The organism is Bacillus sp. HY001, assembly GCF_007558965.1.
Lineage (GTDB): Bacteria > Bacillota > Bacilli > Bacillales > Bacillaceae_G > Bacillus_A > Bacillus_A mobilis.
In genome coordinates this window covers 169208-193605 of record NZ_VLTE01000028.1, presented here as the reverse complement: position 1 = coordinate 193605, position 24398 = coordinate 169208, and the positions used below count along the sequence as shown (strand labels likewise).

The 24398-nt window shown below is 35.3% G+C and carries 18 protein-coding genes; 15 read left to right on the top strand and 3 right to left on the bottom strand.

Going from position 1 to position 24398, the window contains the following annotated elements:
* Positions 1 to 4 precede the first annotated feature (4 nt).
* Both FOT98_RS14655 and FOT98_RS14650 read left to right on the top strand, forming a co-directional pair.
* Positions 5 to 1162: an exonuclease SbcCD subunit D gene (locus FOT98_RS14655; protein ID WP_063261131.1), complete on the top strand. Its 1158-nt coding sequence runs from the start codon at positions 5 to 7 to the stop codon at positions 1160 to 1162.
* Entirely contained in the window at positions 1159 to 4248 is a 3090-nt protein-coding gene (locus FOT98_RS14650; protein ID WP_063261130.1) for an SbcC/MukB-like Walker B domain-containing protein, read from the top strand. The genes FOT98_RS14655 and FOT98_RS14650 overlap by 4 nt, the downstream gene beginning before the upstream one ends.
* A 117-nt stretch (positions 4249 to 4365) precedes the next feature.
* Here the strand turns inward: FOT98_RS14650 and FOT98_RS32395 are convergent, their stop codons facing one another.
* Complete coding sequence (locus FOT98_RS32395; protein WP_001142748.1) at positions 4366 to 4539, bottom strand: hypothetical protein; 174 nt, start codon at positions 4537 to 4539, stop codon at positions 4366 to 4368.
* Positions 4540 to 4869: 330 nt separating this feature from the next.
* Between FOT98_RS32395 and FOT98_RS14645 the strand changes: the two genes are divergently transcribed.
* Positions 4870 to 5169, top strand: a complete 300-nt coding sequence (locus FOT98_RS14645) for an ArsR/SmtB family transcription factor (RefSeq protein WP_000214798.1) — start codon at positions 4870 to 4872, stop codon at positions 5167 to 5169.
* Positions 5170 to 5227: 58 nt separating this feature from the next.
* Here FOT98_RS14645 and FOT98_RS14640 read toward each other — a convergent pair whose 3' ends face one another.
* Positions 5228 to 5413 (bottom strand): YkvS family protein, encoded by a 186-nt coding sequence (locus FOT98_RS14640; protein WP_061679135.1) that lies wholly within the window; start codon positions 5411 to 5413, stop codon positions 5228 to 5230.
* Positions 5414 to 5893: 480 nt separating this feature from the next.
* Between FOT98_RS14640 and FOT98_RS14630 the strand changes: the two genes are divergently transcribed.
* The 10 genes from FOT98_RS14630 (at position 5894) to FOT98_RS14585 (ending at position 22535) form a co-directional block, all read left to right on the top strand.
* Positions 5894 to 7096, top strand: coding sequence for an L-lactate MFS transporter (locus FOT98_RS14630; protein ID WP_063261129.1), 1203 nt, complete (start codon positions 5894 to 5896; stop codon positions 7094 to 7096).
* A gap of 634 nt (positions 7097 to 7730) precedes the next feature.
* Positions 7731 to 8516, top strand: coding sequence for a 2,3-dihydro-2,3-dihydroxybenzoate dehydrogenase (gene dhbA / locus FOT98_RS14625; protein WP_063261128.1), 786 nt, complete (start codon positions 7731 to 7733; stop codon positions 8514 to 8516).
* A 25-nt stretch (positions 8517 to 8541) separates the two neighbouring features.
* The gene (gene dhbC / locus FOT98_RS14620) at positions 8542 to 9741 is read left to right on the top strand and encodes an isochorismate synthase DhbC (RefSeq protein ID WP_063261127.1); all 1200 of its coding nucleotides are present in this window, start codon (positions 8542 to 8544) and stop codon (positions 9739 to 9741) included.
* A gap of 12 nt (positions 9742 to 9753) precedes the next feature.
* A complete protein-coding gene (locus tag FOT98_RS14615) occupies positions 9754 to 11370 on the top strand; it encodes a (2,3-dihydroxybenzoyl)adenylate synthase (RefSeq protein WP_063261126.1) in 1617 nt (538 codons plus the stop codon).
* Positions 11371 to 11400: 30 nt separating this feature from the next.
* Positions 11401 to 12294 carry an isochorismatase family protein gene (locus FOT98_RS14610; protein WP_063261125.1) on the top strand — a complete coding sequence of 298 codons (894 nt, stop codon included), beginning with the start codon at positions 11401 to 11403 and terminating at the stop codon, positions 12292 to 12294.
* Between the two features lie 31 nt (positions 12295 to 12325).
* On the top strand, positions 12326 to 19483 hold the full coding sequence (locus FOT98_RS14605; protein ID WP_144291078.1) for an amino acid adenylation domain-containing protein: 7158 nt from the start codon (positions 12326 to 12328) through the stop codon (positions 19481 to 19483).
* A complete protein-coding gene (locus tag FOT98_RS14600; RefSeq protein ID WP_063261123.1) occupies positions 19480 to 19704 on the top strand; it encodes an MbtH family protein in 225 nt (74 codons plus the stop codon). Before FOT98_RS14605 ends, FOT98_RS14600 begins: the two co-directional genes overlap by 4 nt.
* Positions 19704 to 21146 carry an MDR family MFS transporter gene (locus FOT98_RS14595; protein ID WP_063261122.1) on the top strand — a complete coding sequence of 481 codons (1443 nt, stop codon included), beginning with the start codon at positions 19704 to 19706 and terminating at the stop codon, positions 21144 to 21146. Before FOT98_RS14600 ends, FOT98_RS14595 begins: the two co-directional genes overlap by 1 nt.
* A 64-nt stretch (positions 21147 to 21210) precedes the next feature.
* A complete protein-coding gene (gene sfp / locus FOT98_RS14590; protein WP_063261121.1) occupies positions 21211 to 21960 on the top strand; it encodes a 4'-phosphopantetheinyl transferase Sfp in 750 nt (249 codons plus the stop codon).
* A 35-nt stretch (positions 21961 to 21995) separates the two neighbouring features.
* The gene (locus FOT98_RS14585; RefSeq protein ID WP_063261120.1) at positions 21996 to 22535 is read left to right on the top strand and encodes a hypothetical protein; all 540 of its coding nucleotides are present in this window, start codon (positions 21996 to 21998) and stop codon (positions 22533 to 22535) included.
* A 42-nt stretch (positions 22536 to 22577) separates the two neighbouring features.
* Here FOT98_RS14585 and FOT98_RS14580 read toward each other — a convergent pair whose 3' ends face one another.
* The gene (locus FOT98_RS14580) at positions 22578 to 22850 is read right to left on the bottom strand and encodes an HU family DNA-binding protein (protein ID WP_001043960.1); all 273 of its coding nucleotides are present in this window, start codon (positions 22848 to 22850) and stop codon (positions 22578 to 22580) included.
* Positions 22851 to 23054: 204 nt separating this feature from the next.
* Between FOT98_RS14580 and FOT98_RS14575 the strand changes: the two genes are divergently transcribed.
* On the top strand, positions 23055 to 23822 hold the full coding sequence (locus FOT98_RS14575) for a DUF3891 family protein (protein WP_063261119.1): 768 nt from the start codon (positions 23055 to 23057) through the stop codon (positions 23820 to 23822).
* Positions 23823 to 23836: 14 nt separating this feature from the next.
* Positions 23837 to 24361 carry a DinB family protein gene (locus tag FOT98_RS14570; protein ID WP_063261118.1) on the top strand — a complete coding sequence of 175 codons (525 nt, stop codon included), beginning with the start codon at positions 23837 to 23839 and terminating at the stop codon, positions 24359 to 24361.
* Positions 24362 to 24398: the final 37 nt, after the last annotated feature.

Genomic DNA, 24398 nt, shown 5'->3' with positions numbered 1-24398 from the left:
CAATATGAAGTTATTTCATACAGCGGATTGGCATTTAGGAAAGCTTGTTCATGGCGTGTATATGACTGAAGATCAAAAGATTGTATTAGATCAGTTTGTACAAGCTGTTGAAGAAGAAAAACCAGATGCTGTAATTATTGCAGGCGATTTATATGACCGCGCAATTCCACCAACAGAAGCAGTAGACTTATTAAATGATGTGTTACAAAAAATAGTGATTGATTTACAAACGCCAGTTATTGCGGTTGCAGGTAACCATGATAGTCCTGATCGTATTCATTTTGGTAGTAGTTTAATGAAGAAACAAGGATTATTTATTGTGGGACAATTTCAATTTCCATATGATCCAATTATATTAAATGATGAACATGGTGAGGTTCACTTCCATCTCGTTCCATATGCTGATCCAAGCATAGTTAGACACGTATTGAAAAATGAAGACGTACGTTCACATGATGATGCGATGCGTATTTTTATGAATGAGCTTTCTGAAACGATGGATAAAGAAGCTAGACATGTATTTGTAGGTCATGCATTTGTAACTTCTGCGGGAGAAGCAGAGGAGAATACAAGTGATGCAGAACGACCACTTTCAATTGGTGGTGCTGAATACGTAAATAGTCATTATTTTGATAAGTTTCATTACACAGCGCTTGGACATTTACATCAAGCGCATTTCGTACGTAATGAAACAATTCGATATTCAGGTTCGCCACTTGCATATTCTATTTCTGAAGAAAAACATAAAAAAGGCTATTATATTGTAGAATTGGGCGAGCAAGGTGAAGTAACAATTGAAAAAAGGTTACTTACACCACGCCGTAAAATGCGAACAGTAGAAGCAAAAATAGATGAATTGTTACAACATCCAATAAGTGAAGATTACGTATTTGTAAAATTATTAGATGAAAATCCTGTCTTGCAGCCAATGGAAAAAATACGCTCTGTATATCCAAATGCAATGCATGTTGAAAGATCTATTCAAAGACGAGAGTTCACAGAGTCAAATGAAGTAACAGTTTCAAGACATAAAACGGATGATTTATCGCTATTAAAGGCTTTTTATAAAGAAATGAAAGGCTTAGATTTATCAGAAGAGAAAGAACGTCTATTTGTAGAGGTACTACAAACAGTGCAAGAACGGGAAGGTGAACGAGGATGAGACCGATTCAGCTTATTATGACAGCATTTGGACCATATAAACAGAAAGAAGTAATCGATTTTAACGATCTTGGAGATCATCGTATTTTCGCCATTTCTGGGAATACAGGAGCTGGAAAGACAACGATTTTTGATGCGATTTGTTATGTGTTATATGGTGAGGCAAGTGGAGAAGAACGTAGTGATACGAGCATGCTACGCAGTCAATTTGCTGATGATAATATGTATACTAGTGTAGAACTAACCTTTCAGCTAAAAGGGAAACGTTATGAAATAAAACGACAACTTGGACATAAAAAACAAGGGAACAAGACGATTACGGGACATGCAGTAGAATTATATGAAGTGATGGTTGAAGAGAAGGTTCCAGCCGTTGATCGTTTTCATGTAACGGATGTAAATAAAAAAGTGGAAGATTTAATTGGTTTAAGTAAACATCAATTTAGCCAAATTGTTATGTTACCGCAAGGGGAATTCCGAAAACTATTAACATCTGAGACAGAAAACAAAGAAGAAATTTTGCGTCGTATTTTTAAAACGGATCGTTATAAGTTAATGCGTGAATTACTTGATCAAAAACGAAAACAATGGAAAGACGTCTTACAAGAAAAACAGAAAGAGCGAGAGTTATACTTCCGTAATGTTTTTAAATTACCAATCCGAGATGGATCATTATTAGAGACATTAGTGGAACAAGAACATGTAAATACGCATCAAGTAGTAGAAGCATTAGAACAAGAAACAGATGTGTATAAGGCAGAAGTTGAGCAATTACAAGTAGAACAAGAAGTTCAAACGAAGCAATTAAAAGATGCTGAAACACGTTTTCATGCAGCGAAATCTGTAAATGAGAAATTTATAGATTTACAACAAAAGAATGAGAAATATAATACTTTACAAGAAAACCGTACAGTTATTGAAATGAAAGAAATATCTTTTAAACGTGCGGAAGAAGCGAAGCGTTTATTACCATTTGAACAATGGTACGAAGAAGCAATACAAAATGAGCAGAAGGCTGAAAATTTGTTAAAACAGATAATCGCCAAAAAAGAAGTTATAACGAATAGCTTTGAACTAGCTCAGGAGAAATATGAAGCAATAAAGAATAAAGAACCTGAGAGAGAAGATGCAAAAAAACTTGTTCAAAGATTAGAAGAGTTACAACCGATTATTGCATCATTAGCTGAGAAACAGTTGAATTTACAAAATGCAGAAATTCAAGTTGGGAAATTAAAAGAAGGTATGCACAACTTAGAGCGACAATTAGACGAGCATACAAATCAAAAACAGCTAATGTCTGGTGAATTGCAGCAATTAGAACGAGCACTTGAGCAATATGTAGATAAAGTAGAAGAACTAACGAATATGCGAGAAGATGCAAAAGTTTTAAAGCAAGCATATGATGTTTGGCAAGAAAAGCAAAAATTTGAGCAAGAAAAAGAAGCGGCATACAATAAGATGCAAATGGCAGTTAATGCATATGAAAATATGGAACGCCGCTGGTTAAGTGAGCAAGCTGGAATATTAGCTCTTCATCTACATGATGGCGAATCTTGTCCAGTATGTGGGAGTACGAACCATCCGAAAAAAGCTACAGAGCAAAGTAATGCGATCGATGAAAAAGAGTTAAATGATTTAAGAGACAAGAAGAATACCGCTGAAAAATTACATGTACAATTAGAGGAGAAATGGAATTTCTATCATCTTCAATATGAGCAAGTAATAGAAGAGGTTAAGAAGCGAGGCTATCGCTCGGAAGAATTAGCTGAAACATATAGTGCGCTTGTTCAAAAGGGAAAACAATTAGTAACTGAAGTGAATACGTTAAAAGCAAGCGAAGAAACGCGTAAGCAAACTGCTGTGAATGTAAAAAGCGTAGAAGAAAAAATGGATGCACTTCAGAAGCAACAGCGTGAAGTAGAAACAGAGCAGCACCGAATTGAAATGGAGTGTATGCAGCTTCGTACGTCATTTGAACATGATAAGAAAAATATTCCTGAAACCTTACAAACAGTCCAAGCTTGGAAAGTCCAGTTTGACCAAGCTATGCATGATCTCAAATTAATGGAAGACGAATGGAAGAAAGTGCAGGAAGCGTATCAACATTGGCAAAATGAAAATATACGAATTCAAGCAGAACAGGAAAGTGCTTCTAATCAATTTGAAAGTACAAAATTGAAGAAAGAAGAGACTTTCGTGCGCTTTATGAAAGAGCTTGAACAGAGCGGATTTACAGATCAATCTACGTATAAAGAAGCTAAATTAAATGATGCCGAGATGGAGATATTACAAAAAGAAATTCAAAGCTATTATTCATCTCTTGAGGTACTTGCAAAACAAATTGAAGAGTTACGTGCTGAATTAAAAGATAAAGAGTATATGGATATTACAGCGTTAGGTGAACATATAAAAGATTTAGAAATTAATCTTGATATCATTAAAGAAAAACGTCAACGTGCGCAAAATGCAGTAACATATATTTCTGATTTACATGAAAATATTAGACGTATTGATGAGCAAATTCATGAGGAAGAAAAAGCTTTCCAGGAACTTGTTGATTTATATGAAGTAATGAAAGGTGATAACGAAAGCCGTATATCATTTGAACGTTACATCTTAATTGAGTATTTAGAACAAATTGTTCAAATTGCAAACGAACGATTACGTAAATTATCAAATGGACAATTTTATTTAAAACGAAGTGAACGAGTTGAAAAGAGAAATCGTCAAAGTGGATTAGGATTAGATGTATACGACGCATATACTGGCCAAACACGCGATGTAAAAACATTATCTGGCGGCGAGAAATTTAATGCATCACTTTGTTTAGCGCTTGGAATGGCAGACGTCATTCAATCGTATGAAGGTGGTATTTCCATCGAAACGATGTTTATAGATGAAGGATTCGGTTCACTAGATGAGGAGTCATTAACAAAAGCGGTAGACGCCTTAATTGACTTACAAAAGTCAGGCCGATTTATCGGTGTCATTTCACACGTTCAAGAGCTGAAAAACGCAATGCCAGCTGTATTAGAAGTAACGAAGCAGAAGGATGGGTGTAGTCAGACGAGGTTTGTGGTGAAGTAAGTTCAAGTGTGATTCAAAGTATTGTTTGTGATTTTCTAGTAAAGAACTTATGATAAAACAAATGCCATCTCTTTATTGAGGTGGCATTTGTTTGTTATTCAAAATTAAATAATGCACTTACGAGTTATCTGTAGAAGGCGGTGTATTTTCCAATCTATTATAAGTTTTAAAGGCCGAAATTGCCGAGATAACACCACCGACTAAAAATAAAGCAGATCCACCGACCAAAATGATACGACTGACATACGTTTCGCGCGCTTCTTCAACTTCTTCTTGTAACATTGTTGGCATTTGAATTCCTCCTAAACAACATTTATTTTGTAGATAGTATATACAAATGCCTAAAATATGTTAAAATCACTGGATAGTATTATGAGGAAGTATATAGTTACATGTGAATTGTTTGAAAAATCTTCATTATAAATTTATGCTAACTTCACATAGAGCACATATTAACATTGTATTATGTATATGTACCAAATAAATAAAGTGAATTGTATTTTGTTCTGTTTTTAAAAATTTAAAATTCTATTATTTTTATATAAAGGTTTCTCGTCGGAGTTTTAAATATTTTGGAAATAGATCTAAATAAGAGAAATTCACATAAAAGGGGAATGTCTTATGACAACATATACGAGTGAAATGAGAAAAAGTTTAGTTTCAGAAGAAGATGTAGATATTTTAAAAATTATGGCTCACCCAATCCGATTACAAATTGTAAATGAATTAAGTACGAGAAAAACTTGTAATGTAACGCAATTAACAGAATTACTAAATATTCCACAATCGACTGTTTCGCAACATTTATCAAAAATGAAAGGTAAAGTGTTACGAGCTGAGAGAAGGGGCTTAGAAATTTATTATCACATTAATAATTTAAAAGCGAGTAAGATTGTAAGTGTTTTAGGATATATAAACTAATGAAATATTTTCATATAAAATAGCCGCTGCTGGTAAGCAGGGGCTATTTTGTGTTGTTTTATGTATTCGTATTTAAAATTTTATAGTTTTTATGATTTACAATTGTTCGATCAAATTCAAAAGTACCACCGCTTACATCTGTAATTTCAACTAAGACCGATTCAGTATATAGTTTTAGTACAGATCCTGTAATCTTTAAATTATTTCGGTGAAAAAGTATAGTATCCCCTACGTTTGCTTTCATAGTACCTCCTTATTAAAGACAGAATTATTTTTTTATTATATATATTAAACCACGTATAGATATATTAGTGAATATTTAGTTTTGTTTATCAATAAAAAATTTTTTGTTTTATAAAAAATAAAATGCATCGTAGTGTAAAAATAGTTTTTTTGGTTGTATAGGAAAATCAAAATTTTGTAATCTAGCCATGATATAACTTGAGACATAATTTTTATAAAAAAAGATGATAAAACAGCTGTAAGTCGTATGGATGCAAAACATGATAATAGCTATTTACGTATTTAATAATTCATTTTTTGTATTTCGTCCTTCGTTTTCTGTAACTGATTCCATATTTTTGACGCTCTATCTTGTAAGTGCTTACATAAGGGGTAACATCTTATACAATGAAGGTGTTAAATCAAAAGAGGTGGTCAATATGAACATAAAAAAAGTAAATTTAGCGAACAGCATTGAAATAGAAAGAGGAGGCGGAAAGGTATGAAAAAATCAAATGTTAATCCATGGCTAGTTGTCCTTGGGACAGTCATCGTACAAATGGGGCTTGGAACAATATATACATGGAGTTTATTCAATCAGCCTTTAGTTAGTAAATACGGTTGGAGTCTTAACGCAGTTGCTATTACTTTCTCAATTACTAGTCTTTCCTTAGCATTTTCAACTTTATTTGCGAGTAAATTACAAGAAAAATGGGGACTTCGTAAACTTATTATGATAGCTGGACTAGCATTAGGACTAGGATTAGTACTTAGTTCACAAGCTTCTTCGTTAATATTGCTGTATGTACTAGCAGGAGTTGTTGTAGGTTATGCAGATGGTACAGCATATATCACTTCATTATCCAATTTAATAAAGTGGTTTCCAAAGCGTAAAGGTCTAATTGCTGGAATTTCTGTCTCTGCATATGGTTCAGGTAGCTTAATCTTTAAATACGTTAACGCACAGTTAATTGAATCAGTTGGTATATCACAAGCGTTTATATACTGGGGTTTAATTGTTACAGCTATGATTGTCCTTGGAGCTTGTTTAATCCATCAAGCTGCTGATCAAGGTGCAGTTCATGAGACAAAAACTCACGAATATACAACGAAAGAAATGCTAGGTACAAAACAAGTATACTTATTATTTATTATGTTATTTACATCATGTATGAGTGGCTTATACTTAATTGGTATGGTAAAAGATATTGGTGTTCAACTTGTAGGACTTAACGCAGCAACAGCAGCTAATGCGGTGGCTATGGTTGCAATCTTCAATACATTAGGTCGTATTATTCTAGGACCGTTATCAGATAAAATCGGCCGTTTAAAAATCGTTACTGGTACTTTTGTTGTTATGGCAAGTTCAGTATTAGTTCTAAGTTTCGTAGATTTAAATTACGGTATCTACTTCGTATGTGTAGCAAGTGTAGCATTTTGCTTTGGTGGAAATATCACGATTTTTCCAGCTATCGTTGGTGATTTCTACGGTATGAAAAACCATAGTAAGAACTACGGAATTGTGTATCAAGGATTTGGATTTGGAGCGCTTGCAGGTTCCTTTATCGGTGCACTTCTAGGTGGATTCAAACCAACATTCATGGTGATCGGCGTATTATGTGTCGTATCATTTATTATCGCAATATTAATTCAAGCGCCTAAACAGAAAAAAGAACACGAAGAAGAGTATCGCAGCGTAGCATAAGTATATAAATCTTCTATAACACTATGATTACGAAAAAGCATCCTGTTAAATAGGGTGCTTTTTTGAGTTATTTTAAATAGGTTATATAATCTTTGGAATTTTTTGAGACAAAAAATGAGTGGCATACCTATTTGGATTATATTGGAATATTAAAAAGTGATACATTATATTCGAACTACTTATTAAATCTTAAATTATAAACACGACATACATCAATAATTGCAAGATATATTTTCTCAATATTTTCAGAAAAATGTTGAGAAAATATATACTCGATTTTTTGGTAAGGCTTTGTAAATGAGGGTATCTACAGTTTATCTTCTTTAATTTTACAAAGAAGAGTAGGAATTAAATGTTTAATGTACGTGCTTATTGATACTTTTAGATGTAATTGCATTGAGAAGCACTAAAATGTTTTGTCTGAAAAATAAAAATAGGTTGACAAGTATATTGAGAAAGATTATCATTTCGGTGTAAGAATATTAAATGAAAAACATTATCAATGAATAATATTTTGATGAAAAGTACACTTGACCAATTAGTTTAGTAAGTGTATTATTTTTTACATTGATAATGATAATCATTATCGAAAATTGTTTAATTAGATTAATTTTTAAATGAAAGGATAGAGGAAATGAACTTAGGGGAATTTGATGGGAAAACGGTTTTAGTAACAGGTGCAGCCCAAGGTATAGGTAGTGTTGTTGCCAAAATGTTTTTAGAAAGAGGAGCTACAGTTATTGCGGTTGATCAAAATGAAGAGGGGTTAAATGTCCTCTTAAATGAAAATGAATTAAAGGAAACACACATGAAAACGTTTCGTATAGATGTGAGTGATAGTACCGCAGTTGAAGATATCGTAAACGGTATTGAAAATGATATAGCATCGATAGATATATTAGTTAATGTTGCAGGGGTTTTACGTATGGGAGCGATTCACTCTTTAAGTGATGAAGATTGGAATAAAACATTCTCTGTAAATTCTACAGGAGTTTTCTATATGTCCCGAGCGGTAAGTAAACGTATGATGCAAAGAAAGTCAGGGGCAATTGTTACAGTTGGTTCAAATGCAGCAAATACCCCGAGAATGGATATGGCTGCGTATGCGGCATCCAAAGCTGCAACGACGATGTTTATGAAGTGTTTAGGATTAGAACTTGCAGCATATAACATTCGCTGTAACTTAGTTTCCCCAGGTTCAACTGAAACTGAAATGCAAAGGTTACTATGGGCTGATGAGAATGGAGCAAAAAATATCATTGCTGGTTCTCAAAGTACATATAGACTCGGTATACCATTACAAAAAATTGCACAGCCTTCAGAAGTTGCCGAAGCGGTATTGTTTTTAGCGTCAGATAAAGCAAGCCACATTACAATGCACAATTTATGTGTCGATGGCGGAGCTACATTAGGCGTTTAATAAAAAAATAGGGGGCTATTATATTATGAATGAACTTACGGCTGTAAAGGAACTGTCAGAAAAACTTTTAGAAGATTATAAGACTGAATCTTCATTCTTTTTCGCTTCACCTACTCGAACAATATTGACAGAAGGAGAGTTTACTACAGTAAAGCATCGTGAAATTGAAAGTTTTCCAGAACTAGTACAGGCAGTATTACGTAATGCAAAACAAGCTGGAAATCCGAATCCAATCGTTGTTGGTGCTTTGCCATTTGATCGTAGAAAAGAAGTTCAACTTATCGTACCAGAATATAGCAGAATATCTGAACGATTACAATTAGATACAACAAATCAGCTTGAAACAAATGAGAACTTAACATTTGAAATGACACCTGTACCAGATCCTGAAGTGTATATGAATGGTGTGAAGCAAGGAATTGAAAAAATACAAGACGGAGATTTAAAGAAAATCGTTCTATCCAGATCATTAGATGTTAAATCTTCCGAAAAGATTAATAAGCAAAAGCTTCTTCGAGAATTAGCAGAGCATAATAAGCACGGTTATACATTTGCTGTTAATGTACCGAAAGATGAAAACGAGAAGAATAAGACTTTAATTGGAGCAAGTCCTGAGTTACTCGTTTCACGTAATGGTATGCAAGTTATTTCTAATCCGTTAGCTGGTTCAAGACCGCGTAGTGATGATCCAGTTGAAGATAAAAGAAGAGCAGAGGAATTACTTTCTTCTCCAAAAGATTTACATGAACATGCGGTAGTAGTAGAAGCGGTAGCTGCTGCGCTTCGTCCATACTGTCACACATTACATGTTCCAGAAAAACCATCCGTTATTCATAGTGAAGCGATGTGGCATTTGTCTACTGAAGTGAAAGGTGAACTAAAGGATCAGAATACTACTTCTTTGGAATTAGCAATTGCACTTCATCCTACGCCAGCAGTTTGCGGGACGCCTATGGAAGAAGCGAGAGAGGCGATTCAAAAAATTGAGCCATTTGACCGTGAATTTTTTACAGGAATGCTAGGTTGGAGCGATTTAAATGGAGATGGTGAATGGATTGTTACAATTCGCTGTGCTGAAGTGCAAGAAAAAACCCTTCGATTATTTGCAGGAGCGGGAGTTGTCGCTGAGTCAAAACCAGAAGATGAGTTAGCAGAAACATCAGCTAAGTTCCAAACAATGCTGAAGGCTCTAGGGTTAAGTGATAATTCATTGAATGAAAAATAGGGGGAAGAAAGAATGTTGACAGGTTATACAAAATGGCCAAAAGAATTTGCTAATCGCTATCGAGAAGAAGGGTGTTGGCTTGGTGAAACATTTGGCGGGGTGTTAAGAGAGCGTGCTGAAAAATATGGAGATCAAATTGCGGTTGTAAGTGGTAATACGCATGTAACGTATAGTGAGCTTGATAAAAAAGTAGATCGCTTAGCGTCAGGTTTACTGAATTTAGGAATAAAACAAGAGGATCGAGTTGTAATCCAATTACCTAACGTTATCGAGTTTTTCGAAATGTGTTTTGCGCTATTTCGAATTGGAGCACTTCCTGTCTTTGCACTACCTTCACATCGAAGCAGTGAAATTAGTTATTTTTGTGAGTTTGGTGAGGCGAGTGCTTACGTTATTTCAGATAAGGCTCTCGGCTTTGATTATCGAAAACTAGCAAGAGAAGTGAAAGAGAAAGTGTCAACTTTACAACATGTAATTGTAGTGGGAGAAGAAGAGGAGTTTATGAACATAAGTGATCTGTATGTAGATTCTATTCCATTACCAGAAGTTCAGCCAAGTGATGTTGCGTTTCTCCAATTGTCAGGAGGGACAACAGGACTTTCTAAATTAATTCCTAGAACACATGATGACTATATTTATAGTTTACGTGTTAGCGCTGAAATTTGTAATTTGAATACGGATAGTGTCTATATGGCAGTTCTTCCAGTAGCGCACAATTACCCAATGAGTTCTCCAGGGACATTTGGAACTTTCTATGCGGGTGGAAAAGTAGTGCTAGCAACTGGAGGTAGTCCAGATGAGGCGTTTGCTCTAATAGAAAAAGAAAAAGTCACGATTACCGCGCTCGTTCCGCCATTAGCAATGATCTGGCTTGATGCTGCATCTTCTCGTAATAACGATTTATCGAGCCTAGAAGTGATTCAAGTTGGTGGTGCGAAATTTGGCGCCGAAGTTGCGAAACGTATACGTCCTACATTTGGATGTACGTTACAGCAAGTGTTCGGTATGGCAGAAGGATTAGTAAATTACACAAGATTAAATGATCCAGAAGAAATCATCATTCATACACAAGGTAGACCGATGTCTACATACGACGAAGTAAGGGTTGTCGATGAAAATGATAACGATGTAAAAGTTGGTGAAGTAGGAAGTTTATTAACAAGAGGACCATATACAATTCGTGGTTATTATAAAGCGGAAGAGCATAATGAAAGGTCATTTACTGAAGATGGATTTTATCGTACAGGAGATCTTGTGAAAGTAAATGAACAAGGTTACATCATTGTAGAAGGTAGGGATAAAGATCAAATTAACCGTGGTGGTGAGAAAGTTGCTGCGGAAGAAGTTGAAAATCATCTATTAGCACATGATGCAGTACATGATGTAGCAATTGTATCAATGCCTGACGATTATTTAGGGGAACGTACTTGTGCATTCGTTATAGCTCGCGGACAAGCTCCGACAGTAAGTGAATTAAAAATGTTTTTAAGAGAACGCGGTATAGCAGCTTATAAGATTCCGGATCGAATTGAATTTATTGAATCATTCCCGCAAACAGGTGTTGGAAAGGTAAGTAAAAAAGAGTTACGTAAAGTCATTGCTGAAAAACTTATTACGATAAAACGATAAAGAATATAAAAATTGGAAGGAAGTGATTAGATGGCTATCCCATCTATTTCAGTATACAAAATGCCAGTTGAATCAGAACTACCAAAAAATAAAGTGAATTGGACGCCAGATCCAAAACGTGCGGTTCTTCTAATCCATGACATGCAAGAATATTTTCTTGATGCATATAGCGATAAAGAATCACCGAAAGTAGAACTCATTTCAAATATTAGGGTGATAAGAGAAAGATGTAAGGAACTTGGTATCCCAGTTGTTTATACAGCTCAGCCAGGTGGACAAACGTTAGAACAACGAGGGTTATTACAAGACTTCTGGGGTGATGGTATTCCTGCTGGACCAGATAAGAAGAAAATTGTGGATGAACTTACTCCTGATGAGAATGATATATTCTTAACCAAATGGAGATATAGTGCATTTAAAAAGACAAATCTATTAGAAATTTTAAATGAGCAAGGAAGAGATCAACTTATTATTTGCGGTATTTATGCGCATATTGGCTGCCTTTTAACAGCTTGTGAAGCGTTTATGGATGGCATAGAGCCGTTCTTTGTAGCAGATGCAGTTGCTGATTTTTCATTAGAGCATCATAAACAAGCATTACAGTATGCATCTAATAGATGTGCAGTGACGACATCAACCAACTTACTGCTAAAAGATTTACAAAATGTAAAAGGCGATAAGAGTGAAGGAATCACTTTACAGGAAGTGCATGAACTAGTTGCACAATTACTTCGTGAACCAGTAGAAAGTGTTGAGACTGATGAAGATTTATTAAATAGAGGACTTGATTCGGTCAGAATTATGAGTTTAGTAGAGAAGTGGCGTCGTGAAGGAAAAGAAATCACTTTTGCGGATTTAGCAGAGAGCCCAACTGTTGTTGATTGGTACCGCTTATTATCTCCGCAAACAGAACATGTACTTTAATATAGACTACATAATAAAGGGGTAGTAAAGAATGCCTAATAGTCAAAAGGTTCGTCATTCGTTATCATCTGCGCAGACTGGTATGTGGTTTGCACAGCAATTAGATCCGCTCAATCCGATTTATAATACTGGGGAGTATGTTGAAATAAGCGGAAATGTTAATCAAGAAATTTTCGAATTAGCAGTACGTAAAGTTGTAACAGAAGCAGAAGCACTACATGTTCGTTTCGAAGAGGATGAAATGGGCCCATGGCAAGTTATTGAAGAATTACAGTTTCATATGCATTTTATTGACGCTCGTAAAGAAGAAAATCCTGAAAAAGCTGCTAAAGTATGGATGAAAAATGATTTATCTATGCCAGTCGATTTGAAATCAGATGCATTATTTACTGAAGCACTTATTCAAGTTGAAAATAATCGTTTCTTTTGGTATCAGCGCATCCATCACATTGTGATGGATGGCTATGGATTTTCACTTCTTAGCCAAAAGGTAGCGAAAGAGTATACATCACTTATAGAAGAAACAAATAAGAATGAAAAGCCATTTGGTTCTATTTCAAAAATTGTACAAGAAGATATTGAGTATCAGGATTCTAAACAAATTCAGGAAGATCGTGCTTTTTGGTTAGAGAAGTTTGCAGATGAACCAGAAGTTGTAAGTTTAGCAGAAAGAGCGCCGAGAACATCAAATGGGTTTTTACGAGAAACAGCTTATTTATCTAGTTCTAGCACGAAAACTTTACTAGAAGATATTAATGTTTCGTTAACAAGTTGGCCAGAATTTATTGTCGCTGTAACGAGTATTTATATGCATAAATTAACAGGTGCAAATGATATTGTTTTAGGTTTACCGATGATGGGGCGTCTCGGTTCTGCATCTATTTATACACCGAGTATGGTAATGAATTTAGTGCCACTTCGTCTCACTGTAACTCCAAATATAACGCTTGCGGAATTATTACAGCAAGTTTCTAAAGAAATCCGAGACGTACGTCGTCATCATAAATATCGTCATGAGGAATTAAGAAGAGACTTAAAGTTACTAGGTGAAAATCAAAGGTTGTTCGGGCCGTTAGTGAATGTTATGCCTTTTGATTATGGGCTTAACTTTGCTGGAAATCGTGGAATTACACATAATTTATCAGCAGGACCTGTCGATGATTTATCGATAAATGTTTATAAACGTTTCGATGAAAATGAGTTAATGATTCATTTTGATGCGAATCCGGAAGTATATAATGAAGCTGAACTAGCGTTACATAAAGAGAGATTTATGAAGTTATTAGAATTAGTGATAAATGATAATCCAAAGGACGAGTCGATTGGAAGCATAAACATTACTCTTCCTGAAGAAAATCATAAAGTCCTAATGGAATGGAATGAAACTAAAGAAGCTGAAGAGTTAATCTCTTTACCTACATTATTTGAAAAACAAGTACAAAAAAATCCAAGTAAAATAGCGGTTACGTGTAACGGAGTAGACTTTACGTATAATGAGCTAAATGAACGAGCAAATAAACTGGCGCACTATTTAGTAGAAGAAGGAATAGGACCAAATCAGTTTGTAGCTTTAGTATTTCCAAGATCAATAGAAATGGTAGTTAGTATGCTAGCAGTTTTAAAGGCTGGTGCAGCGTATTTACCAATAGATCCAGAATATCCAGCTGAGCGAATCAATTATATAGTAAATGATGCAAAACCAGTTTGTATTATCACACATTCATCTGTTTCATCTGCTTTAGTTGTAGAAAATGATATGAAAAAAATCGAATTAGATCGTGAAGAAATAGAAATAGCATTAAGAGCATATTCTCATATGAATTTACCATGTAGAAATGATGAATCACTTTTAAAGCCTGCGTATACAATTTATACTTCAGGGTCAACCGGAAATCCAAAAGGTGTAATTGTTCCTATGAGAGCTTTAAGTAACTTTTTATTGGCTATGGACAATATGTTTTCATTACATGAAAACGATCATTTATTAGCAGTTACAACGTTTGCGTTTGATATTTCTGCACTAGAAATTTATTTACCTCTTATTAGTGGTGCAAGTTTAACAATCGCACAAAAAGAAGTAATTCAAGAACCTGCTGTGTTAACGGCATTGTTGCAAGAAGAAAGAGCGACAATTATGCAAGCTACACCGACCCTTTGGCAGGCGTTAGTAATGGAATATCCAGATAGACTACAAGGGCTAAAAGTGCTCGTTGGTGGTGAAGCACTTCCAGCTCATTTAGCAAATACATTAAAAGAATTAGGTTGCTCTATTACAAACTTATATGGACCTACTGAAACGACTATTTGGTCTACTTTCAAGAACATCGATGAAAATGAAATGGGTATACCTCCTATTGGAAAACCGATTTGGAGTACAGATGTATATGTATTAGATGCAGGATTACAACCAGTACCACCTGGAGTAATTGGCGAACTATATATTGCTGGAGAAGGACTTGCGAACGGCTATTTAGGAAAACCAGAGTTAACGGCTGAACGATTTGTTGCAAATCCTTTTGGAGAACGAGGGAAGCGCATGTACCGCACAAGTGATCTTGTGAAATGGCGTAACGATGGTGTGCTGGAATACGTGAGCCGAGCAGATCATCAAATAAAAATCCGTGGTTTCCGAATTGAATTAGCTGAAATTGAAATGGTATTACAACGACATGAAAATATTAAACAAGCAGTAGTAATGGTACGAGAAAATCGCCCAAATGATAAACGAATTATTGCGTATATCGTTGCTGAACAGAAAGATACAATTAACTTTGCAGAAATTCGTTCTTATGTTTCAGAAAGTTTAGCGAATTATATGGTACCTTCAGCGTTTGTGTTGTTAGAAGAATTACCATTAACACCAAATGGAAAGGTTGATAGAAAGAAATTACCAGCTCCTGATTTTAATGAAATGAATAAGGAGAGAGTTGCTAGAAATCCGAAAGAAGAAATATTATGTGATTTATTTGCAGAAGTACTTGGTGTTTCTCGTATTAGCATTGATGATAATTTCTTTGAAATGGGAGGCCATTCGCTTCTTGCATCTCGTTTAATGGCAAGAATTCGTGAAACGTTAAGTGTCGAATTAGGAATTGGAAAATTATTCGAATCGCCAACTGTTGCGGAACTAGCGAAACAATTAGACCGAGCAAAAAGTGCAAGACCAGCTATTAAGAAAGTAAGTAGACCAAATGAAGTTCCACTTTCATTTGCACAGCGTAGGTTATGGTTCTTAAATTGTTTAGAAGGTCCAAGCCCTACTTATAATATTCCGTTAGTCATTCGTTTATCTGGAAAGTTGAACGAAGAAGCATTGCAAGGTGCCTTTTACGATGTAGTTGAGAAACATGAAACGCTTAGAACGATTTTCCCTAACGTATTAGGGAGTTCCTATCAGAAAATTTTAGATATGGAAAGTTTAAATTTAGAAATGATTATAACAAGAACGTGTAAAGATGAATTAGAAAGTGTGCTTGCAGAGGCGGTAAGATATAGCTTTAATCTTGATATGGAACCAGCAGTTCGTTTGCAACTATTTACAGTGAATGAAAACGAACATGTATTACTCATATTATTGCACCATATTGTAGGGGATGGTTGGTCATTACAACCGTTAACGAGGGATTTTACAGCGGCGTATAAAGCTCGATGTCAAGGTGACAAAGTACAGCTGGAGACACTTCCAGTTCAATACGCAGATTATGCACTTTGGCAACAGCAATTGCTAGGTGATGAAGCTACACGAGAGAGTCTCATTTCAACACAATTAGATTTTTGGAAACAAGAGCTAAAGGGTTTACCAGATCAATTGGAATTACCTACAGATTACCAGCGTCCAATTGAAACGAGTTACCGAGGAGAAACAATTCATTTTCAAATAGATGCAGTTATGCATAATAGGTTAGTAGAGCTTGCACGGAAAAACGGGGTTAGTTTGTTTATGGTGTTACAAGCAGGACTTAGTGCACTATTTACAAGATTAGGCGCAGGTACTGATATACCAATTGGAAGTCCGATTGCTGGAAGAAATGACGATGCACTATCAAATATAGTTGGGTTATTTGTAAATACATTAGTGTTACGTACAAATACATCAGGAGATCCAAGTTTTAAAGAACTATTGAATAGAGTTAAGCAAGTAAATCTTGCAGCTTATGAAAATCAAGATGTTCCATTCGAACGACTTGTTGAAGTATTAAACCCAGTACGTACTCGAAATAGTCATCCGCTGTTTCAAGTTATGTTAGCCTTCCAAAATACGCCAGAAGCAACCTTTGATGCTCCAGATATAGAAGCGAACCTTGAAATTCAAAGCGTCGGCTCTGCGAAATTTGATCTAACATTTGAAATTAGCGAGAGTAACGGAGTTGATGGTACTCCAAATGGCTTACACGGATTGTTAGAGTTTAGTACTGATTTATATAAACGTGAAACGATTCAAAAATTAATAGAAAGATACATTCTGTTATTAGACGATGCGGCGAAAAATCAGGATCAATCAATTGGTAGATTAGAAATATTAACTTTAGCAGAGAAAAATACAGTGTTAGAAAAGTGGAATGGTGGTTTTCAAATTGTACCAGAAATGACATTACCACAATTATTTGAAAAACAGGCTTATATAAATCCAAATTCTATTGCTGTCGTCTTTGAAGATGAAAAATTAACTTATGAAGAATTGAATAAAAAAGCGAATAAAATAGCTCGATTGCTAATAGCAAAAGGAGTCGGTCCTGATCAACTCGTTGCATTAGCGATGCCGAGATCTTTAAATATGGTTGTGAGTTTACTCGCGGTTCTTAAAGCAGGAGCAGGTTATCTTCCATTAGATCCTGATTACCCGTCTGAACGCATTTCATTTATGCTCCACGATGCGAAACCATCATGTGTTTTAACAAATTCGGATGTGGAAATTGAATGTGATGAGGAACTGAAAATTTTAGTGGATGATGAAAAAGTAATAAAAGAAATAGTGAAATATAGTGAAGATAATATTGATGAAATGGAGCGAATGAAGCCACTATCGCCTTCACATATTGCTTACGTTATTTATACATCAGGCTCAACAGGTAGACCGAAAGGCGTTATGATACCTCATCAAAACGTAGTAAGACTTTTAGGAGCAACTGATCATTGGTTCCAGTTTGATGCAGATGATGTGTGGACGATGTTCCATTCATACGCTTTTGATTTCTCCGTTTGGGAAATTTGGGGACCTTTATTATATGGAGGGCGTCTAGTCGTTGTACCACATACTGTAAGTCGTTCGCCGAAAGAATTTTTACAACTACTTGTTAAGGAAAAGGTTACTGTATTAAACCAAACTCCATCAGCGTTTTATCAATTGATGCAAGCGGATCGTGAAAATGAAGAAATTGGTCAAACATTATCTTTACGATATGTTGTTTTTGGAGGAGAAGCACTTGAGTTAAGTCGATTAGAAGATTGGTATAGTCGACATCCTCATAACGCACCAAAGCTTATTAATATGTACGGTATTACAGAGACGACAGTACATGTTAGTTATATTGAGTTAGATGAGAATATTGTTTCTTTACGCGCGAATAGTTTAATTGGTTGCAGTATACCAGACCTTAAAGTATACGTATTAGACAACTATTTACAACCAGTGCCACCTGGAGTAGTGGGAGAAATGTATGTTGCAGGTGCTGGGCTTGCTCGTGGTTATTTAGGAAGAGCGGGCTTAACTGCAGAACGCTTTATCGCAGATCCATTTGGTAAGTCAGGTACAAGAATGTATCGTACAGGAGACTTAGCGCGTTGGCGTAAAGACGGGACGCTAGATTATATAGGGCGTGCAGATCACCAAATAAAAATTCGTGGATTCCGAATTGAATTAGGGGAAATAGAAGCGGTCATAATGAAACATCCTAAAGTTGAGCAAGTAGCCGTTATTGTACGGGAAGATCAACCAGGGGATAAACGGTTGGTTTCATATATTGTCGCATCTAATCATGAAATGATTGATACGAATGAAATGCGTCAATATTCTGGAGGTAGTTTACCAGATTACATGGTTCCATACGCTTTTGTAGTAGTAAATGAGTTACCTTTAACTCCAAACGGTAAATTAGATAGAAAGGCATTGCCAGCTCCAGAATTTATCGCATCATCTTCTAGTCGTGGACCAAGAACACCGCAAGAAGAAATGTTATGTGACTTGTTTACAGAAGTTTTAAGTGTGCCTCAAATTGGAATTGATGACGGATTCTTTGATCTTGGTGGTCATTCACTTCTTGCAGTGCAGCTTATGAGCCGAATTAAAGAAGCGCTTGGAGTGGAACTAAATATTGGAACTTTATTTGCAGCACCTACTGTTGCAGGGCTTGCGGAAAGACTTGAAATGGGAAATGGTCAAAGTGCACTTGATGTGTTGCTTCCATTACGAGCAAGCGGAGACCAATTACCACTATTTTGTGTACACCCAGCAGGTGGATTAAGTTGGTGCTATGCAGGACTTATGAAATCTTTAGGAACAGATTATCCAATCTATGGTGTTCAAGCACGTGGTATCGCTAAAAATGAAGAACTTCCAAAAAGTTTAGAGGAGATGGCGGCGGATTATTTAAAACACGTTCGTGAAGTACAGCCTCACGGACCATATCGGTTACTCGGTTGGTCACTTGGAGGAAATGTTGTTCATGCAATGGCAGCGCAACTACAAAATGAAGGAGAAGAAGTAGAATTACTCGTCATGCTGGATTCTTATCCTGGACACTTCTTACCGAATACGGAAGCACCTACTGAAGAAGAAGCATTAATCGCATTACTTGCTTTAGGTGGATATGATCCAGATAACATGGATGGAAAACCACTTACGATGGAAAGTGCAGTTGAAATACTTCGTAAAGATGGAAGTGCATTAGCAAGTCTTGAAGAAGAGACGATTTTGAATTTGAAAGAAACATATATAAATTCAGTAGGACTGTTAGGGAAATATGTACCGAAAGTTTATAACGGAGATATATTATTCTTTAGATCTACTGTTATACCAGACTGGTTTGATCCTATTTCTCCAAATACGTGGTTAAATTATTTAGACGGAGAAATTGTGCAGCACGATATTGATTGTAGACATAAAGATTTATGTCAGCCGGGTCCGCTTACAGAAATCGGACAAGTACTGGCGAAATACTTGCAGGAAAAGAAAGGGGTAAGTAAAGTATGACGAATCCATTTGAAAATGATAATTACACATATAAAGTATTAAAAAATGAGGAGGGTCAGTATTCTCTCTGGCCTGTCTTTCTTGATGTACCTATTGGTTGGAATGTCGTACATGAAGAGGCTAGTAGGAATGATTGTTTACAATATGTTGAAAATAACTGGGAAGATTTGAATCCAAAAAGTAATGAAGTTGGCGAAAAAATATTAGTAGGAAAACGATAATGAAGGAAAAAATAAATCCGAAAGTAGTTGTAAGTATCGTATATATAACAGCGATGTTTATGGCTGCGATGGATGCAACAATTGTGAATGTAGCACTGCAAACGATAAGTAAAGAATTACAAGTTCCTCCATCTGCTATGGGGACAGTTAATGTTGGGTATTTAGTTAGCTTAGCTGTTTTCCTTCCTATTTCTGGTTGGTTAGGAGATCGCTTCGGTACGAAAAGAGTATTTCTAACCGCTCTTTTCGTATTTACAACTGCGTCTGCATTATGCGGTGTAGCGAACGATATTACTTCATTGAATATTTTTCGTATCATACAAGGTGCTGGTGGGGGGCTTTTAACACCAGTGGGGATGGCGATGTTATTCCGAACATTTTCACCAGAGGAAAGGCCGAAAATTTCACGGTTTATTGTGTTGCCAATTGCTGTCGCACCGGCAGTAGGACCAATTATTGGTGGTTTCTTTGTAGATCAAATGTCTTGGCGCTGGGCGTTTTATATTAATGTACCGTTTGGAATCGTAGCGTTACTATTCGGTCTACTATTTTTAAAAGAGCATATTGAAAAATCAGCTGGTCGCTTTGATTCTCTCGGTTTTGTTCTTTCAGCACCAGGATTTGCGATGCTTATCTATGCACTTAGCCAAGGTCCATCAAAAGGCTGGGTTTCTCCAGAGATTATAAGTACTGGAATAGCTGGGATTATATTCATTACATTGTTTATCATTGTTGAACTTAAAGTACAGCAACCGATGTTAGATTTACGCTTATTAAAAGAACCAGTCTTTAGAAAAATGAGTCTAATTTCATTGTTTTCATCTGCCGGTTTACTAGGCATGCTATTTGTTTTTCCGCTTATGTATCAAAATGTAATAGGAGTTTCCGCACTGGAATCAGGTCTTACGACATTCCCAGAGGCGATTGGATTAATGATATCGTCACAGATTGTGCCATGGTCTTATAAGAGATTAGGAGCTCGCAAAGTAATTTCTATTGGATTAGCTTGTACAGCAGTTATCTTTGTATTATTAAGCTTTGTAAATCACGATACGAATCCTTGGCAAATACGGGCATTATTGTTTTGTATCGGTATTTTCTTAGGTCAGTCTGTCGGTGCAGTTCAATTTTCTGCATTTAACAATATAACGCCACCTTCTATGGGGAGAGCTACGACTATATTCAATGTGCAAAATCGATTAGGTTCAGCAATAGGAGTTGCAGTATTAGCTAGCATATTATCTGGGTTTGGAAGTAATAAAATACAGAATAATGCACAGGCAGATTTCTTTCCTTATCAAGCTGCATTAATTGGATCGGCAATCTTTTTACTCGTAGCATTACTATTTTCTTTACGTATTTCTGATAAAGAGATAATGTCAAAGAAGAAAAAAAAGCCGTTACCTGTATTACAAAAAGAGAAAGAAGTTGTAAACGAATAAGTTATAGAATAATAATACTCTTTTGAAATAAAATGATATTGTTTGTTAGAAGGAGAGAGTTTACATGATAGAGAGTAAAGTTGTAGATTCTGTACCAACTCTTAGTGAGAATGATTGTCAAATATGGTGGGCAAGAATTTCCGATTTACAATCATGGCATTACAATTTGCTAAATGATGTAGAACGAGAGAAAGCAAATTCATATCATCATTCGGCAGATCGTGCACGTTTTATAATAGGTTGTGTAATTAGTAGGTTAGTTCTTGGGCAAATACTTTCTATGTCGCCAGTTCAAGTACCAATTGATCGAATGTGCCCAGTATGTAAGTTACAACATGGCAGACCACAATTACCAGAAGGAATGCCGCAGTTATCTGTTTCGCATTCGGGTGAGTGGGTTGTTGTTGCATTTACAAAGTCTGCATCTGTAGGAGTGGATGTTGAACAAATGAATCCAAATGTAGATGTTATGAAAATGGCAGAGGGAGTATTAACAGATTTTGAAATCGCGCAAGTTATGAAATTACCAGATGAACAGAAAATAGAAGGTTTTTTAACATATTGGACTCGAAAAGAAGCAGTGTTAAAAGCGACAGGTGAAGGACTAATGATTCCACCAGTAGAGATTACTGTATCAGCTCCTAATGATCCTCCAAATTTGTTAGTTTTTAAGGATAGACAAGAATTAGTAGAAAATACAAGGATGGAAGATATAAAGCCAAGTATAGATTATATGGCTTCCATTGCAATGTTTAGTAATGAAGTAACTGAAATCACACAGTTAGATGCAGTAGCGCTTTTAAATTATAAATAAGTTTAATAAAATATTTTATAGAAGAGGTGTTCCTCATGTTAGTAGCGGAAAATAGAAAAAATGAATTCACTTATAATGTACAAGCAATTAAAGATATTTTATTTTCTGGAGATACATCATCTATTCATGCTTTAGAAAAGCTTTTGAATGATACAGTTCAGTTCGATGTTCTCGAACAAGAGGTACTTGATAGACAGTACATCCCGAAAGAAGCAAAGAATTTCTTTGATAAAAATGGAACATTTCTTTACCGTGTATCTCAAGTTAGTTATAAAGGAAAAGTGTTATCTGAAAATCTTATTTTTGCGGACACTTCGTTTTTACCAAATACACTTAATTGTGAATTAGAGAGTGGAAACATTCCAGTTGAAAAACTTATAGAAAAGATGGAAGTAAGAAGAAATGTATTATACGAAGGATATCAGCCATCTGGGAATATTATTGAATTGTTTGATGGATGCTCTGTTAGGGCGAATGTGTATCCAACTAGAAAATATCAAATTGTAAGTAATTGTAAATGTATTTTTTATATTTGTGAAGTGTATCATGCAGAGAATATAAAAAATCTGCTTTAATAAAAAAACAAAAACCAGCCATTTTATAGGCTGGTTTCTTGTTTATTTCACAGCTTCTTTTAATTCTTTACCCGCTTTAAATGCTGGCACTTTACCAGCAGCGATTTGAATTTCTTCGCCAGTTTGTGGGTTACGTCCTGTACGAGCAGATCTTTCGCGTACTTCAAAAGTTCCAAAGCCAATCAATTGAACTTTATCGCCAGATTGTAATGCAGTAGCAATTGTGTCAAAAACAGATTGTACCGCTGCAGAAGCTTCCTTTTGAGAAATATCAGCGGATTGTGCCACGTTTTTAACTAATTCTGTTTTATTCATGTTTTCACCTCATAAAAAGTTTTTTAGAATGAATGTTTTAGTATAATGGATAGTATAGAGAAAGCTATTTATATTGTTAGAAAGAATGCTATATAGTTATGTTAATTTCGTTGCAAGAAACTGAATCCCTGCTAATAATTAGGGATTAATTAAGAATTGATGTATAGAAAACACTGTAACATGAGGATGAGGGGGAGTATACGGATGATTTTTCGTGAAAAGGATGAGAAAGAAAGTATATTAATTCGTCAACATGATCATGGTTTTTTAGCTGGAGAAATTGCGAAGCATATAAAAAAAGATTTTTTTGAAGTTAACGCATACTTAAAAGAGACTATTGATGCAATATATGAGCATGATAGAGGATGGATAGAACTTGATAAAGTACCAATTTTGAATGATGCTAAAAATATCCCGTATACATTTATGGACTGTCCTAGCTCGTTACGCTTTGTATTTTATACGATTGGTTTGAATGAAATTGAAGATTCAAATCCATACGGAGCATTACTTTGTAGTAAACATTTTTTATCATTTCCATTAAATGAGGAAGATGAAGAGATGATGTCTTTTTATAAACATGAATTGGAACGACAAAAAAGAATTTTGAAAACGTTAACAAATGAACAATTTGCGATGTTCGATAAACATTATAGATTATTAAAGTTTTGCGATGAACTTTCTTTATATGTATGTATGAATAAACCTGGTGTAGAAAAGAAAGATGAAATTGATTTGTTTAAAGATGGTTTTGAAGGAACAGAAATGTTTAATAGTAAGGAGGAGAAAACTGTTCAAGCGGAGTGGGTGGACGAGGAAACAATTCGGATCACACCGTTTCCATTTCAAACGGAATTTCATACGTATGTAAAATATAAAACTATAAATAAACAAGAAATTGAAGAAAAAGGAATTGCAAAGACCGATAGAGAATCAGAAATGAAGAAACAAACCATTCGGTTCATACAATAAGGAGGCGATTTCCATTGAAAGAGTACATGTTAAAACAGGTGGATTACCATGCTTGGGCTAATATACGATTATTCGAGCGACTAAAAGAATTACCAAACTATGAGACGATTTTTACTGAACAGATACAGAGTGTATTCCCATCAATTAAGGATACTTTTGCACATATTTATATTACAGATCAAGTGTGGTTACACATATTACATGGTAAAAGTATGAATGAAGCAATACAAGACCGAGAAAATTTACGAAAACAAATTGAAACTAAATCGTTACATGAATTAGAAAAAATGTTTGAAAACATGGCAAATCAATATAAAGACTTTTTAATTACTATACAAGACGCGAATGCTGTGTTTGTTATCGAGAATCCGTATGCAGGGAAATTAGAAACTTCAATTTTAGAGTTAGTACAACATGTCGTAAATCATGGGACATATCATAGAGGAAATATAACAGCAATGATTCGTCAACTTGGTCATTCATCGACAATGACGGATTTTGTGCTGTATTTACATATGGTGCAGAAGGAAGTGAAATAGGTAAAAAAAGAATGGCTTATTATTGATAAGCCATTCT

What these genes read in the sequence shown, in the direction of transcription:
- FOT98_RS14580 (WP_001043960.1), bottom strand. Translation starts at nt 22,850, where the DNA reads ATGAATAAAACAGAATTAGTTAAAAACGTGGCACAATCCGCTGATATT.
- FOT98_RS14630 (WP_063261129.1), top strand. Translation starts at nt 5,894, where the DNA reads ATGAAAAAATCAAATGTTAATCCATGGCTAGTTGTCCTTGGGACAGTC.
- FOT98_RS14640 (WP_061679135.1), bottom strand. Translation starts at nt 5,413, where the DNA reads ATGAAAGCAAACGTAGGGGATACTATACTTTTTCACCGAAATAATTTA.
- FOT98_RS14610 (WP_063261125.1), top strand. Translation starts at nt 11,401, where the DNA reads ATGGCTATCCCATCTATTTCAGTATACAAAATGCCAGTTGAATCAGAA.
- dhbA (WP_063261128.1), top strand. Translation starts at nt 7,731, where the DNA reads ATGAACTTAGGGGAATTTGATGGGAAAACGGTTTTAGTAACAGGTGCA.
- sfp (WP_063261121.1), top strand. Translation starts at nt 21,211, where the DNA reads ATGATAGAGAGTAAAGTTGTAGATTCTGTACCAACTCTTAGTGAGAAT.
- FOT98_RS14615 (WP_063261126.1), top strand. Translation starts at nt 9,754, where the DNA reads ATGTTGACAGGTTATACAAAATGGCCAAAAGAATTTGCTAATCGCTAT.
- FOT98_RS14645 (WP_000214798.1), top strand. Translation starts at nt 4,870, where the DNA reads ATGACAACATATACGAGTGAAATGAGAAAAAGTTTAGTTTCAGAAGAA.
- FOT98_RS14605 (WP_144291078.1), top strand. Translation starts at nt 12,326, where the DNA reads ATGCCTAATAGTCAAAAGGTTCGTCATTCGTTATCATCTGCGCAGACT.
- FOT98_RS14655 (WP_063261131.1), top strand. Translation starts at nt 5, where the DNA reads ATGAAGTTATTTCATACAGCGGATTGGCATTTAGGAAAGCTTGTTCAT.
- FOT98_RS14575 (WP_063261119.1), top strand. Translation starts at nt 23,055, where the DNA reads ATGATTTTTCGTGAAAAGGATGAGAAAGAAAGTATATTAATTCGTCAA.
- dhbC (WP_063261127.1), top strand. Translation starts at nt 8,542, where the DNA reads ATGAATGAACTTACGGCTGTAAAGGAACTGTCAGAAAAACTTTTAGAA.
- FOT98_RS14650 (WP_063261130.1), top strand. Translation starts at nt 1,159, where the DNA reads ATGAGACCGATTCAGCTTATTATGACAGCATTTGGACCATATAAACAG.
- FOT98_RS14585 (WP_063261120.1), top strand. Translation starts at nt 21,996, where the DNA reads ATGTTAGTAGCGGAAAATAGAAAAAATGAATTCACTTATAATGTACAA.
- FOT98_RS14595 (WP_063261122.1), top strand. Translation starts at nt 19,704, where the DNA reads ATGAAGGAAAAAATAAATCCGAAAGTAGTTGTAAGTATCGTATATATA.
- FOT98_RS32395 (WP_001142748.1), bottom strand. Translation starts at nt 4,539, where the DNA reads ATGCCAACAATGTTACAAGAAGAAGTTGAAGAAGCGCGCGAAACGTAT.
- FOT98_RS14600 (WP_063261123.1), top strand. Translation starts at nt 19,480, where the DNA reads ATGACGAATCCATTTGAAAATGATAATTACACATATAAAGTATTAAAA.